The 14820-nt window shown below is 67.6% G+C and carries 10 protein-coding genes; 3 read left to right on the top strand and 7 right to left on the bottom strand.

Annotated elements, in window-relative coordinates; translation table 11 throughout:
• Positions 1–5 precede the first annotated feature (5 nt).
• Positions 6–1643, bottom strand: coding sequence for an amidohydrolase (locus ABD912_RS00375; protein ID WP_345147626.1), 1638 nt, complete (start codon positions 1641–1643; stop codon positions 6–8).
• Positions 1644–1703: 60 nt separating this feature from the next.
• Positions 1704–3014, bottom strand: a complete 1311-nt coding sequence (locus ABD912_RS00370; RefSeq protein ID WP_345147625.1) for an MFS transporter — start codon at positions 3012–3014, stop codon at positions 1704–1706.
• Positions 3015–3360: 346 nt separating this feature from the next.
• Here ABD912_RS00370 and ABD912_RS00365 point away from each other — a divergent pair, with 346 nt between their 5' ends.
• Positions 3361–4590 (top strand): aminotransferase-like domain-containing protein, encoded by a 1230-nt coding sequence (locus tag ABD912_RS00365; protein WP_345147623.1) that lies wholly within the window; start codon positions 3361–3363, stop codon positions 4588–4590.
• 311 nt (positions 4591–4901) lie between these two features.
• Here ABD912_RS00365 and ABD912_RS00360 read toward each other — a convergent pair whose 3' ends face one another.
• From ABD912_RS00360 to ABD912_RS00340, 5 genes are all read right to left on the bottom strand, one after another.
• On the bottom strand, positions 4902–6275 hold the full coding sequence (locus ABD912_RS00360) for an NAD-dependent succinate-semialdehyde dehydrogenase (RefSeq protein ID WP_345147622.1): 1374 nt from the start codon (positions 6273–6275) through the stop codon (positions 4902–4904).
• A 37-nt stretch (positions 6276–6312) separates the two neighbouring features.
• Complete coding sequence (locus tag ABD912_RS00355) at positions 6313–7962, bottom strand: thiamine pyrophosphate-dependent enzyme (protein ID WP_345147620.1); 1650 nt, start codon at positions 7960–7962, stop codon at positions 6313–6315.
• 44 nt (positions 7963–8006) lie between these two features.
• Positions 8007–9644, bottom strand: a complete 1638-nt coding sequence (locus ABD912_RS00350; protein ID WP_345147618.1) for an amidohydrolase — start codon at positions 9642–9644, stop codon at positions 8007–8009.
• A gap of 159 nt (positions 9645–9803) precedes the next feature.
• Positions 9804–10712 carry a LysR family transcriptional regulator gene (locus tag ABD912_RS00345; protein WP_345147616.1) on the bottom strand — a complete coding sequence of 303 codons (909 nt, stop codon included), beginning with the start codon at positions 10710–10712 and terminating at the stop codon, positions 9804–9806.
• A 124-nt stretch (positions 10713–10836) separates the two neighbouring features.
• Entirely contained in the window at positions 10837–11865 is a 1029-nt protein-coding gene (locus ABD912_RS00340; RefSeq protein ID WP_345147615.1) for an Lrp/AsnC family transcriptional regulator, read from the bottom strand.
• A gap of 270 nt (positions 11866–12135) precedes the next feature.
• Here ABD912_RS00340 and ABD912_RS00335 point away from each other — a divergent pair, with 270 nt between their 5' ends.
• Entirely contained in the window at positions 12136–13368 is a 1233-nt protein-coding gene (locus ABD912_RS00335; RefSeq protein ID WP_425547997.1) for a M20 metallopeptidase family protein, read from the top strand.
• 55 nt (positions 13369–13423) lie between these two features.
• Positions 13424–14734 carry an MFS transporter gene (locus ABD912_RS00330; protein ID WP_345147613.1) on the top strand — a complete coding sequence of 437 codons (1311 nt, stop codon included), beginning with the start codon at positions 13424–13426 and terminating at the stop codon, positions 14732–14734.
• Positions 14735–14820 lie beyond the last annotated feature (86 nt).

Here is a 14820-nt window from a genome sequence, read left to right as displayed (position 1 = left end):
GGTCATCATTTGTGCACGTCGCTGCGCTCGTAGACCAGCTCGCCGCCGACAACAGTTGCCGTTACACGCAGGTCTCGAATCCCTGCCGGATCGACGTTCAGGATGTCGTCGCTCAGCACGGCGAAGTCGGCGAGCTGACCGACGGCGATGCGTCCTCTCTCGGCTTCCGCGCCTATCGCATAGGCGGAGCCGTAGGTGTACGCAGTGAGTGCCTCTTCCACGGTCACCCGTTCGTGGAATCCGAATTCCCTCCCGGCGCTGGTGACGCGGTTCACCAGATCGTGGATCGATACCAAGGGGTTCGCGTCGGACACCGGGGAGTCGGTGGATCCTGGCACGACCATGCCCGCGTCGAGCAGTGAGCGCATCCGGTAGGTGCCCGCGGAGCGCTCAGGGCCGATGGAGTCGAGGATTCCATCTCCGAAGTCGGAGATGAACACGCCCTGGGGCACCGGGATCACGCCGAGGGAAGCACACCGGTGCACCTGCTCGTTGGTCGCGATCGCGAAGTGCTCAATCCGGTGCCTGACCGTGCGCGGCAGCTCGCGCTGGGCGTGTTCCACCGCATCGAGCACGTGGTCGATGGCCCGGTCCCCGATGGCGTGCGTGGCCACGGTCCACCCGGCCCGGTGGTAGGAGACGATGGCTTCGCGCAGTTCGTTGGGTGGCAGCTGCAGCACGCCGAAGTTGTCCGGTTCCCCGCAGTAGCACTCGTGCACCGCGGCGGAGCGCCCAATCAGCGATCCGTCGGAGAGGATTTTCACCGGACCGATCCGCAGGCGTTCGTCCCCGAAGCCGGTCCGGATTCCCCAGTCCAGCGTTTGCCATCCTGCGGGCCCGGCGCCGATCGGATGGAGGGCAGAGTGGAACGGCATGACCGTCATCCTCGGTTTGAGGACTTCATCGGCCACGGCCGCGAGATAGTGGTGCATGGCGACGCCGCCACTCATCTTGCCGTCGACGATGACTCCGGGTTCGGTGATGCTTGTTAGCCCGTAGGCCAGCGCCTGGTCGCTGCCGAGTTTGAGGTGGCGGGCGATGTCCGCGTCCGTGAACGATCCGGCGATGTTACGTATCGGCGCCATCGCCGTTTCCTGCAAGAGGCCCTGCGCCCGCCCGTGGGCATCCCTGAAGACCCGGCCTCCGTCAATGTCCGGATAGCCTTCGCGGCCCGCATAGCCGGCAAGTTCGAAGGCGCGGGTGCTCGCCACGACCATGTGTCCGGAGACGTGCTCAAGCATGCAGGGCCGGCCGCCGACGGCACGGTCGATGTCCTCAGCGGTTGGATGCTGACCGCCGAAGAACGTCTGGTCGTATCCGCTCGCGAGGACCCACGCGTCCTGGGGAAGCTCCTTCGCGCGCCGTTCCAGAGCCGCGTACACCTCCTCCAGTGTCGCTGCCCGCGAGGGTCTCACATCGACGGTGGACAGCCGCAGGCCAGTGAAGGCGAGGTGGTGGTGCGCATCGTGCAGCCCCGGCACGATCCGGGCACCACCGAGATCGATTTCCCGTTCGGCGTTGATCCCCTCGAGGTCATCGATGGCGATGATGCGGCCCTGATGGACCGCTACGGATGCCGCCGCCGGGCGCTGCGGGTCACCTGTCCAAAAGAGTCCATTCCTGTAAACGGCATCAATCCGCACGGCAATCCTTCCTCTCGCTCATGTTCTCCTTCCCCGGGCTGTCCTGGGAGTCCCGGGGCATCAGACGTGCTGTTTGATCGGGGCGTCGGTTGTGGCCCCTCTTGTCCTGCGGCTCATCGCCCAGACAGCCAGGAGCGTGGCCGTGACCAGGACGGCGTAGAAGACGGCAACGCCCCAGGGGCCGAAGCCGTTGAGGACCGACTGGGCGATCAGGGGCGTCGAGCCGCCGATGATGGATGCGCACAGCCCGTTGGCCAGGGCAACGCCCGTGAAACGGATGTTGGCCGGGAAGGCGTCCGCAAGGAAGCTCGCCAGCATGGCGTAGTAGCCCGCACCGCCGAGCGTAGTGACGCAGAGCATGAGGACAAGGAACACGATGTTGCCGCTGAGGATCGCCAGGAACAGCGGAACGACGGCAGCCAGGTTAAGCAGGATCGCCAGGAGCATCACGCGCGTGCGTCCGATCCTGCCGGCGATGACGGCCGCAATGGGCTGCCAGATGAACTGCACGATCGCGATGATGAACAGGGCATTCAGGATTTGCTGCCGCGGCATGCCCAGTTCGGTGGTGGTCCACGAAAGCAGGAAGGTGTTGTTGAAGAAGGCTGCAGCGATCCCGAGGATCGAGGCGCCGACTCCCAGCCAGACCAGTGCCGGGGCGGTCTTGAACACCGTCACCACCGGGACCTTGACGACTTCGTGGTGCTGCTTGGCTTCCAGGAATTCGTGCGACTCCTCGACCTTGGAGCGGATGATCAAGCCGACGATCACGAGGACCGCCGAAAAGAGGAACGGGATGCGCCAACCCCAAGCCAGGAATGCTTCGTCGGGCAGGGATCCAACCATCATGAACATGATGGTGGCCAGGATCGAACCGGCCGGAGACCCCTGCTGAACCCACGTCCCGGCCATGGTCTTCTTGCTCTCTTCGGCGCTCTCGGTGGCCATCAGCGTGGCGCCCGCCCACTCCCCGCCAACGGCCAGCCCCTGGGCGGCGCGCAAGACAACGAGCAGGACCGGTGCCGCAACTCCGATTTGCGCGTAGGTCGGCAGGACGCCGATCAGGGCGGTGGCACCTCCCATGAGGAACAGCGTGGCCACCAGGACGTTCTTGCGGCCCAACCGGTCGCCGAGATGCCCGAAGACTATGCCTCCCAGGGGGCGCGCGAGGAACCCTACCCAAAAAGTGGCGAAGGAGGCCAACACCCCGGCCGCCGGCGAAACGTCCGGGTAAAAGACCTTCCCGAACACCAGCGCTGCGGCGGTACCGAAGATGAAGAAGTCGTACCACTCAATCGCGGTCCCCACGAAAGCGCCGACGGTCGCCCGCCGGCGCCGCTGTCCCTGCAGGACCGAATCCACTGTGGCCATAATTTCCTCCGAGGATGTACGCATGCCATATATCAACTGCTTCCACCCTGCGGCTCGGCAGACCCTGCTGTCCAAGACCTAAAAACGAAAGGATCCATGCCGAAACCTCATACACTCCCAAGAACTTCCAACGGCTTCGGCGGCTGCCGCTGCCGGGCCCCGGCGGCGCCAGCCGCCGCCGCGGAAACAACGGCATACCCGGCGTCCAAAGCCACCCTCCAGCCGGACTGGGTTTCATGCCGTGGAGGCATGGACAGTGCAGGCTTTTGATCTTGGACAGTCCCCCGCCTCCGGCTCGACACTGAGGAGCTAGGACAACCCGGCCCTTGCCGCTGAAAGGAATCCCATGACCGTCCCGTTGGACACGGCCTTGAGCTACCAGTGCTTTCTCTCCGACCGCGTCAGGGCTGCGAAGCCCTCGGAGGTCCGGAAGGTATTCCGTGCCGCCCAGCGCCCCGGGATGATCTCCTTCGCCAACGGCGCTCCCTATCTGGGAGGGTTGCCTTTCGACCGGCTCGCGGAGGACGCCCAGCGGATCCTCCAGAGCCGTGCCGCGGAGGCTTTCCAGTATGGTGCCAGCGACGGTGTTCCCGAGCTGCGGGCCCATATCGTCGACATCATGCGGCTGGAAGGGATCGAAGCCGACGCGGCGGACGCCGTCGTCACCGCCGGCTCCCAGCAGGCGTTGGACATCGCCGCGCGCATCACGATCAACCCCGGTGACGTGGTTTTCGCCGAGGGCCCTTCGTACGCCGGAGGCATGGCGGTCTTCACCAGCTATGAAGCGGAGATCGTCCATGTCCCCTCCGACGCCGACGGGCTCATTCCCGCGGAGTTGGAACGGCTCAGCGCGGAGGTTCGGGCGGCCGGCAAGACCGCCAAGGGGCTCTACACCATCCCGAACTTCCAGAACCCCGGTGGGGTGAACCTCTCCGTGGAACGTCGAGGCGAGGTCGGCCGGATCTGCCGCGACCAGGGACTGCTGATCTTCGAGGACAACCCCTACGGCCTGCTGGGATTCGAGGGACAGACGCTGCCGGCCATCCAACCGCAGTTCCCGGACATCACCTTCTACTTCGGCTCCTTCTCGAAGATGTTCGCCCCAGGCCTTCGCCTCGGGTGGGTGCTGCCGCCGGCTGCGTTCCGCGGGGAACTGGTCAAGGCCTCCGAGACCGCCCAGCTCAACCCCTCGGTCTTCACCCAGCTGCTTATGAGCGCCTATCTGGACGATCCGGCCTGGCGGGACACTCTGGACACCTACCGCGCCCTGTACCGCGAGAAGTACCAGACGCTCGTCGAAACCCTCTCCGCGGTCATGCCCGCCGGCACCGCGTGGAACGCACCCACCGGGGGGTTCTACCTGTGGATCACGCTCCCCGAGGGCCTGGACGCCGAGCAGCTGGTGTACGAGTGCATCGAGCGCGGGGCGGTGTACGTCCCCGGGACCGCCTTCTACACGGATGGCCAAGGCCGCAACAAGATGCGCATGTCCTTCTGCCTGCCAACCCTCGAGCAGATACGCCAGGGAGCGGCGATCATCGGCGAGGTCTTCCGGGAAGCCCTGGCTTCCCGGTAGCACGCTGCGCCCTGCTCCACGGGCATGCTCCGCCTGCCCCGCTTCCCCGGCTGCCACCGTGGAAGCGGGGCTTTTCCACATTTCAGGTGCACGGGGAACCCGGCCCGTCGCTTTTCTGACACGGTCCAACTCCGGATGTCCCAGCCCGCCGCGGGGTTTCTCCGGCCCCGCACCAGAAGACCGCGCAGCGGCTAACGCACCGGCGGTTAACGCACCGGGGGCTTCCCGCCACGGAATTCCAACGGATCCGTGCGGGAAGCCCCCGGTGCTCCGGCTCGAAAAGGGAAGCCGATGCGCTGTGCCGTGCCTTCCTACTTCTTGACGCGGATGAGCTTGCGGTTGACGAACTCGTCCATGCCGTATTTGCCCAGCTCGCGGCCCACGCCGGAGCGTTTGATGCCGCCGAAGGGCAACTCGGCCGAGGTGCCGCCGGGTTCGTTGATGAACACCATGCCGGCCTCGATCTGGCCGGCGATGCGCAGCGCCTTCTCCTCGTCGTCCGTGTGGATCGAGGAGCCCAGGCCGAACGGGGTGTCGTTGGCCAGGCGGACCGCTTCCTCTTCGGAGGTGGCCTTGAAAACCATGGCGACCGGGCCGAACAGTTCCTGGTGGAACACGTTCATCTCGGGGGTGACGTTCGTCAGCACGGTGGGCCGGAAGTAGGCGGAGCCCTCATCGAGCTTCGAGCCGCCGGTGCGGGCCACGGCGCCTTCAGCGATTGCGGCCTTCACCTGCCTGTCCAGGTTGTCCGCGGCGGCCTGCGAGGATAGCGGGCCCAGGAAGGTTTTCGGGTCCGTCGGGTCGCCCGGCTCGATGGCCTGCAGGGCGCCGGCGAATTTCTCGACGAACTCGTCGTAGATGTCCTCCATGACCACGAACCGCTTGGAGGCGTTGCAGGCCTGGCCGCCATTGACCATGCGGCCGAACACGGCGCGGCCCACGGCCTCGTCGACGTTCTTGGTGTCCAGCAGGATGAACGGATCGGACCCGCCCAGTTCGAGGACGACCTTCTTGAGGTTGCGGCCGGCGATCTCGGCGACGGCGGATCCTGCGCGCTCGGAACCGGTCAGCGAAACGCCCTGCACGCGCGGGTCGGCGATGACGTCGGCGATCTGCTCGTTGGTCGCGAAGATGTTGACGTAGGCGCCATCCGGGGCGCCGGCGTCCGTGAAGATCCGTTCCATGGCCAACGCCGACTCCGGGCACTGCGGGGCGTGCTTGAGAAGGACGGAATTGCCGTTCATGAGGTTGGGGGCGGCGAAGCGGGCGACCTGGTAGTACGGGTAGTTCCACGGCATGATCCCCAGGATCACCCCCAGGCCCTGCTTGCGGACGGTGGCCGTGCCGCCGGCGGCAACCTCGAGCTCCTCGTCGGCCAGGAACCTGGCGCCGTTGTCGGCGTAGTAGCGGTAGATCGACACACAGATGTCGACCTCGAAGCCGGACTGGAAGATCGGCTTGCCCATTTCGCGGGTGATGATCGCGGCCAGCTCGTCGCGGCGTGCGGCGTAGAGGTCGGCCACGCGGTGCAGCAGCGCCGCGCGGTCCCCGACGGTGGAGAACTTGAAACCGTTGAACGCGGCGTCCGCGGCGGCGATCGCCTCCGCGATTTCAGGGCCCGTGGCCGTGGGGTACTTCTTGACTACCTCGCCGGTGGCGGGGTTCGTCACTGCATAGATGCTCATGCTGCTCCTCGGAAGAAGGTGGGAATCGGTGCCGGAGCTACGGAACCAGGATGTCCTGGTCCACCACGACGTGGATGACCGCGGGCTTGCGGTCGCCAATGACGGCCTTCAGCGCGCGCTCGACGGCGTCGGCCGCCTGGTCGTCGCTGGTGACGGTCTCGCCGTGCCCGCCGAACGCCCGGGCGAAGGCTGCGAAGTCGGGGTTGGACAGCTGTGTTCCCGAAACCCTGCCGGGAAAGTGGGACTCCTGGTGCAAGCGGATGGTGCCGAACTGGCCGTTGTCCATCACGACGGCCAGCAGCGGCGCGCCGGCTTGGGCCGCGGTGGCAAGCTCCTGGCCGTTCATCAGGAACTCGCCGTCGCCGCAGATGGCCACGATGGGCCGCTCCGGCGACTCGAGCGAGGCGGCCACGGCGGCGGGAATCGAGTAGCCCATCGAGCCGTTCCGGGTGCCGAGCTGGGCCGGGTAGCGGTTGGTCGGGATGTAACGCATGGCCCAGCCGCAGTGGTTGCCGGCGCCCATGGTGGTGACCACGTCCTCGGGCAGGCGCTTGGCCAGCTCGGCAACGACGACCGACATGCGCGCCGTGCCCTCGCGGGTGGCCGGAAGCCCGGCGTAGTCCGGCAGCGCGGTGAAGGCCTCGCGGGCGGCACGGCCCGCGGCCCTCCAGGCGTCCCAGTCTGCCGCGCGGCCCAGGTCCAGGCCGGCGACTGCTTCGGTGAAGGCGACCGGTGTGGCGACGATGTGCTCGGTCACGGCCCCGGAGCGGCCGCGCAGCGAGGTGTCGATGGTGACCAGGAAGTTCACGGCGTCGCCGTTCTGGCGAAGGGTGTAGCCGTCGGTGGGGACGTCGGTCGGGACCGTGCCCACGGAAATGAGCACATCGGCTTCGGCGAACATCTCCCCCGGCTTGGCCTCGCGGCCGTAGCCCAGTTCGCCGACGTTGACCGGCGATGTGGCCGGGATGCGGTCGGAGGCGTGCCAATCGTGGACCACCGGAATGTTGTTGGCCTCGGCGAACGTGGCGATGGCCGCGGCGGCCTCGGGGGTCCAACGCTGGCCCCCGACGAAGATCAGGGGCTTCTGGGCACCCTGCAGCGCGGCGGTCAGGGAGCCGAGCTGCGCGGCGGAGACGGCGCCTTCGGACACCTTGATGGGCTGGTGCAGTCTGCCGGTGAAGCGGTGGGTGATGACGTCCTCGGGCAGGCCGACGACGACGGGACCGGGACGGCCCGACTTGGCGGCGAAGAACGCCTCCGCTACCACTTCCGAGGCGCGGGAGGCCTCGTCCAGGACGAAGACACGCTTGGTCTGGGTGCCGAACCAGGAGTTCGGGTCGAACTCCTGGAAGGACTCGCGCATGCGGTCCGCGACGGGGATCAGGCCAACGAAGAGCACCATCGGGGTGCCGTCCTGCCAGGCGCTGTGCAGCGCAACGTAGGCATTGGCGGCGCCGGGTCCGCGGGTGACCATGGCGACGCCGGGTTCGCCGGTGAACTTGCCGTGGGCCTCGGCCATGTAGGCGGCGCCGCCTTCCTGGCGGGTGACCACGTTTTCGATGTCGGCGCCGTGCAGTCCGTCAAGCACGGCGAGATAGCTCTCGCCGGGAACGGAAAAGACGCGCTTGACGCCGTGGAGGGCGAGCGAGTCGACGATCGCCTGGCCGGCGTGCTGGGGCTTGGTCATGGATGTGCTCCTGGAGGTGAAGGGCAAGGGACGGACGGGAGGGACTAGAAGGCGCCGGCGGCCAACCGGCCGCCGACGACGGTCGCGGTCACGGAGACGTCGCGGATCTTTTCGGGGGCGACGCGGAAGAGGTCATCGGACAGGACCGCGAAGTCGGCGAGCTTGCCGGGGACCAGCGCGCCCTTGTCCCGCTCCTGGTGGACGGCATAGGCGCTGCCCACGGTGTAGGAACGCACGGCCTGCTCGACCGTGATCCGCTCTTCGGGGGCGAAGTCCGCCCCGGAGGCGGTCGTCCGGTTGACCAGGGAGTGGATGTTGAAGATCGGGTCGGCACCGACCACGGGGGCGTCCGTGCTGGCGGGGATCTCGATCCCCGCGTCGAGGAACGCCTTGACCCGGTAGGTCATTCGCGTCCGGTCGCCCATCACCCGCGCCACGCCGTCGCCGAGGTCGTGGATGAAGGTGCCTTGGGGGACGGGAACCAGTCCGAGTCGCGCGATGCGCTCGACCTGCGCGTCGGAGGCGACCGAGACGTGCTCGATGCGGTGCCGTGCGTCGGGCCGCGGCGCGAGCGCCTGCGCCTCCTCGACGATGTCCATGACGACGTCCAGCGCCGCGTCGCCGATGGCGTGCATTGCCAGCTGCCAGCCGGCCAGATGGGCACCGAGCAGCCGCTCGCGCAAGGTGTCTTCGGGGAACTGGAGCAGGCCGCGGTTTCCGGGCTCGCCGTCGTACTCGCAGCACATGTAGGCGCTGCGCCCGATCATCGACCCGTCGGAGAGCACCTTGGTGGGGCCCACCCGCAGGAAGTCGTCTCCCATGCCCGATCGCAGGCCCAGGTCGAGTCCGTACAGCGGATGGCCGTCCACCGCCGCCTCCCCGATGCGGTGGAGGGTGGTCAGGTACGGCATGACCGTGGCACGCACCCCCAGCTGGCCGCGGTCGCGGGCGATCTGGAACCCGGCGAGGTCGAACAGCGACATGCCGATGTGGTCCGGGGCGCCGATGCCGGGCTCCGTGATCGAGGTGATGCCAAGCCGCAGCACGGCTTCGGAGCCGGCGCCGACAAGCCCCGCGACGTCCTCCGCATTCTTGGCGGGGATGTGGTCCTGGACCAGTGCACGGGCCGTTTCCTGCAGCAGTCCATAGGCCCGGCCCTCGGAATCCGCCGGCACGGCGCCACCCTCGGGCACCGGCACGTTGAGCCGGCCGGGGAAGCCCGCCAGTTCGAAGGCGGCCGTGTTGGCGACGCCCATGTGGCGGGAGTTGTGGACAAGGTAGACCGGGTGGCCGTGGCTGACGGCGTCGAGTTGCTCCGCGGTGGGGTGCCGGTCGTTGAGGTAGTTCTGGTTGTATCCCGCTCCTACCACCCAGGCCCCGGGAGCGGCCTGGGCAGCGAAGTTCCCGACGGCGGCCAGCAGTTCGTCCATGGTGTCCACCACGCCGGGACGCAGGTCCACCTGAAGGGCGGCCTCACCGATGTGGCTCAGGTGGCAGTGGGCGTCATTGAAGCCGGGAACGACGACGGCGCCTCCGAGGTCGATCGTGTCGGCGAAGGCGCTGGGGGGCAGCCCGTCATCGAGCGAGACGATGCGGCCCTGGTGCACTCCCACGGCCGACGCCGTTGGCCGTGAGTGGTCTTGCGTGTGGAACGTGCCATTGATGAACAGGGTGTCGAGCATGGGTGCCTTCCGCGGTCGGATCCTGTGATTCAGTATCCGAAGGAGCGCCTCATGCTGTCTAATACATAATAAGTCCGCTCAGCATGCCGGAAAGGCATGGTTTGCGGTGAATGCCGCGTTGACGGCATGTCCGCGGGGAGTCCGTTCCCTCCAAGGGTTTCAGGGGGAAGGGCGTTCGCCCGTCACAGGGGGGCGGTGCAACGCAAGATCGGCGGCGATCCGTCCGGCCAGCCCGCGGAGCGTCGACTCGGCGTAATGCCCGGGCAGCCAAGCCATGTGCAGGGACAGGGCCAGCGGCGGCGTGGTGCCTCCCGCCGGCGGAGGCGGCTCGATCGCCAGGCCCCAGACGTCGAAGGAGGCCAGTTCCGTGCTCACGCCGACGCCGTGGCCGGCCGAGGCCAAGGCCAGGATCGTCGGCCCGTCGTCGCACTCGTTGTACTCCCCGAGCGCCAGGCCCTGGGCGAGCAGGGCGTCGTCGAGCAGGTGCCGCGAGACGCTGTGGTGCGAGGGCAGCACCAGCGGCTCGCCCACCAGCTCGGACAGTCCGACGCTGCGACGCCTCTCGTGGGCCCACCGGTGCCCTGCGTGGACGTAAGCCTTCAGGTTGATTTCCCCGAGCTTGACGGACACGAGGCCGGCGCCGGGCGGCTTGGGGGTGACGATGAAGTCCGTTCCGTGCAGCAGCGTGTCCTCGAGTTCGAAGTGGCCGACGTCCCGGGTGAGGATCGCAGGGTCCTCGGGGGTGGTGGAGGCGACGAACGCCGCCAGGAAGCCTCGGATCGAGGCGGCGGTGGCGGCGCAGGAAAGCCTTCGCACGCTTCCGGTGCGCAGTGCCTCGACCGCCTCCTGGGTGTCCCGGGTTTGGGCCATGAGCCGCTGCGCCATCGGGACGAAGGCACGTCCGGAAGGCGTCAGCACCAGGCGGTTGCCGCGGGTCTCGAACAGGCTCAGCTTCAGTTCGCGCTCGAGCGTTTTGATCTGGCGGCTGAGCGCGGGTTGCGCGATGTGCAGGCTTTCGGCGGCACCGGTGATGGTTCCCGCCTCGACCACGGCCAAGAAATACTGCAATCGTCGGAAATTCACGCTTCATCATACCCGGACGGCATGGCAAGACGGCGGGGAAGGCAAAATCCGCCCTGCCTCCGCGCGCCCCGCAGGCGCCGCGACGGAGTTCCGAAGTGTCCCTCCGAACTCAGCCCAGGGAAACCGGGGGAACGACAACGCGGCCGTCCGCCGTCCCGTCCGCGCGGATGATCCAGCCGAGGCGCTTGCGCGATCCCAGCAGCAGGGAAGTCTCCAGGATCTCGATGCCGGGGGCGAGCCGCTCAATGTTCCGCTCGGCCGCGAAGAGGTCGTTGGCCGAGGGCAGCCACATGGTCAGCAGGAAATTCGCGCGGCCGGTCGTCGACACGATCATCCGCATGTTCAAGCCGCTCGAGAGGGCCTTCGCCGCGGCCGTGTGCTCGGACATCGGCAGCCGCGTGAACCATTGGACCGTCACCGGGAAGCCCGAGGCGGGTTGCGCCATGTCGCATCGAAGCGACACCGTGTCGCTGGCCAACACCCGGGACAGTCTGCGCCGCGCGGTTGCGGGGCTGGTACCGGTGACCCGTGCGACTTCCGCGGCGCTGCACCTGCCGTCCCGTTGGAGCAGTTCGATGACCGGTCCGTGCTCCGGGCCCAGCCGAACGTGGGGATCCCTACGGACCTGCTCGCGGTGGATCGCTTGCGCCGCCTCCACCTGCCGGCGGTCCAGGGACTGGAGCCGCCAATTCGACGCGGGCGAGTGCATGGCCACCGAGACCATCGATGACAGGCCCGTCACGCCGTCGAGTTCCGTCAGCTGCGGGTACACGGATTCGACCAAGTGGGCCAGCGATGTGTCCATGATGGTCAGGACAAGGTCGTGGTTGCGTGACAGCACGTCCAGGGACATCACCTCGGGTATCTCCAGCAGCGCCGAGATCACGCGCTCACGCGCTCCGGGGCGGCTGCCGAGCTCAGTGAACGAAAGCACCTGAGGCCGGACGCGTGCCGTGGGCTGGGCCGTCACCCAGGCGATGCCCGCTGCCGTGAGCCGATCCCACCGGGCGGCCAGCACCGTCGCATGGGCTCCCAGGATCTCCGCCGCTTGCGCCCAACTGATCCGGGGTGCGATCTGCAGAAGGTGCACCAGTTCCAGGTCCTTTTCGGGCAGGGTTTCCAGCCCGTCTCCGCTCATGGCGATCCTTTCCAAGCCGTCGTCCCGCCGAGCCGGCAATGGCTGTCCGGGGCCGCACATGTGGGAAAACCGCCGCCGGCCCCGGCGGCGTGGCAGGAACCGCCAGCTGCACGCCCCGCCACGTGCCGGGTGAACGAATCCGCGATCCAGGTCTCCCGTTTTGAGCGTTTCCTGCGATTTTAGTCGAGATTGGTGTTACTCCCCCCACACTGTTTTCCGATGGTTCTCCCTGTGGGAACGCCCCCTTTGCGAATGCGAAAGAAGAACCCCTTGCCTGTTGCCCAGATCCTCGACGACGCCCGCGAACTGCAGGGCGAGCTGGTGCGGCTGCGCCGCGCGCTGCACGAACAGCCAGAACTTGGCCTCGAACTTCCCCGCACCCAGGAAACCGTTCTCGAGGCGCTGTCCGACCTGCCCCTGGAGATCACGTTGGGCCGGGGATTGAATTCAATCGGAGCGGTCCTGCGCGGCACCGCCGGCCGGGACCACGGCAAAAGCGGCGGACACCGTCCTGCGGTCCTGCTGCGTGCCGACATGGACGCCTTGCCCATTCAGGAAGAGTCGGGCCTCGATTTCTCTTCGCGTGTCGACGGCAGGATGCACGCTTGCGGCCACGACCTGCACACCTCCATGCTCGTGGGCGCGGCGCGCCTCCTTGCCGAGCGCCGCCACCACCTCGCCGGGGATGTCGTCTTCATGTTCCAGCCCGGCGAGGAACTGCTCGCCGGTGCGCCCCTGATGATCGAGGAAGGCGTCCTTGAGCTATCGGGCAGGCGCGTGGACTCCGCCTTCGGCATGCACGTCTTCAGTTCGGGTGGCAACACCGGAGGATTCCTCACCCGCCGCGGGGTCATGATGTCGGCCGCCGACGCGCTCTTCGTCAAGGTGCGGGGACGGGGCGGCCACGGTTCCCAACCGCATGCGGCCAAGGACCCGGTGCCGGTGATGGCGGAGATGATCACCGGACTGCAGGCCATGGTCACCCGTCAGTTCGATGCACACGATCCGGTCATCGCATCCGTCGGAATGGTCAGGGCCGGCGAGGCCATCAACGTCATCCCGGACACCGCGGAGTTCGGCGCGAGCCTGCGCATGTACTCCGACGCCTCGCGCGAGCGAATGCAGCAGGCGGTGCCGCGCCTCCTCAAGGGCATCGCTTCTGCACACGCAGTGGAGGTCGACATCGACTACATCGTCGGGGGCCAGGTGCTCGTCAACGAGGACGACCACACAGCTTTCGCTGAACGCGAGATCGTTGAACTCTTCGGCGAGGACCGCCATGTGGCCATGACCCGGCCGTTGGGCGGGTCCGAGGACTTCGCCGACGTCCTGGCCCAAGTCCCGGGCTCCTTCATCAACCTGGATGCGACCCCGCTCACCGGGGACACCCGGGAGTTCAACCATTCCCCGCGTGCCGTCTTCGACGACTCGGTGCTGGCCAGCGGTGCGGCCCTCTACAGCCACCTTGCCCTGGCCCGGATCGCCCAGCTCGCCTCCACCTGATTCCCTCGCCCGAACCGCCCGCATCTTCCGCTCCCCCACACCACCAAGGACTTCCATGAGCGCACGACTCCATGTCCAGCCCGCAGCGAACGCCCCGGCGCCCGCTGGCTTGCGGGCCACCCCGGCACAACGCCGCACCCTCTTCGCCACCGGCATGGGCAACGCCCTTGAATGGTTCGATTGGGGCATCTATTCCGCCTTCGCGGTCTATTTCGCCACCGAAGTCTTCAATCCCGCCGACCCGGTCGCCGCGCTCCTGGGCGCCATGGCCGTGTTCGCTGTCGGTTTTGTGGCCCGCCCCGTCGGGGGTTGGCTCTTTGGATGGCTCGCCGACCACACCGGCCGCAAGACCTCCATGCTGCTGACCGTCGGACTCGCCTCGTTCGGTTCACTCCTGATCGGGCTCGTGCCCACCTACGGCACCGCCGGAACCTGGGCCGCCGTCGTCCTCCTGACCGCCCGGCTGCTGCAGGGGCTGGCGCACGGCGGCGAGATGCCCTCCGCGCAAACCTACATAGCGGAAACCGCGCCCGCCGCGCGTCGCGGGCTCTGGTCCTCGCTGATCTACGTCTCCGGCACCGGCGGGATCGTCCTCGGCCTGGCCCTGGGAGTGGTGCTGGACGCGATGCTGCCCGCGGAAACCATGCAGGCCTGGGGCTGGCGAATCCCGTTCTTCATCGGAGCCCTCCTGGGCCTTTTCACCCTCATCGGCCGGGCGCGGATGCAGGAAAGCGCCGCGTTCGAAGCCACGAAGTCCTGCCGGGAACCGATGTGGCCCCAGATCCGCGCCAACTGGAGGTCGGCCTTCCGCGTCATCGGGCTCGGCGTGGGAGCAACCGTTTGCTACTACGTCTGGTCGGTTTCCGTGGTCCAGCAGGCAGTGACCATCCACGGCATGCCGCAGGGCACCGCGCTGCTGGCCAGTGTGCTCAGCAACGTCGTGCTCATCCTGAGCCTGCCTTTCTGGGGCAGGTTCTCCGACCGCTTCGGGCGCCGCCCCGCACTCGTGATCGGAACGGGCGTCCCCATCCTGCTCTTCGCCCCGCTCTCAGCCATGGTCGGCGACAGCTTCTGGTCGCTTTTCCTCCCGGCCACGGCCATCTTGCTCGTCATGGGCGCCAACCTGGCCATCGCTCCCGCCGTCTTCGCCGAGATGTTCCCCACCCGCATTCGCACGGTCGGGGTAGCCGTGCCCTACGCGATTGCGGTCTCCATCTTTGGCGGCACCGCTCCTTACCTCCAGTCCTGGAGCACCGTTACGTTCGGACCCGCCGCCTTCACCGTCTACGTCGTCGTTCTGCTGGCCGTCTCCACCCTCGTGGCCTGGAAACTGCCCGAAACCAAGGCCAAGGACCTCACGGCCTGATACGCAGGCTCCGCCTGCCAACTGGAAGGGGTGAGCGGTCCACGGCTGGTTTGCCGTGGACCGCTCACCTCTTCGTGCCTGGGGAG

Source organism: Arthrobacter ginkgonis (genome assembly GCF_039540195.1).
In the GTDB taxonomy this organism is placed as follows: Bacteria; Actinomycetota; Actinomycetes; order Actinomycetales; family Micrococcaceae; genus Zafaria; species Zafaria ginkgonis.
This window is presented reverse-complemented; position numbering and strand designations above follow the sequence as displayed.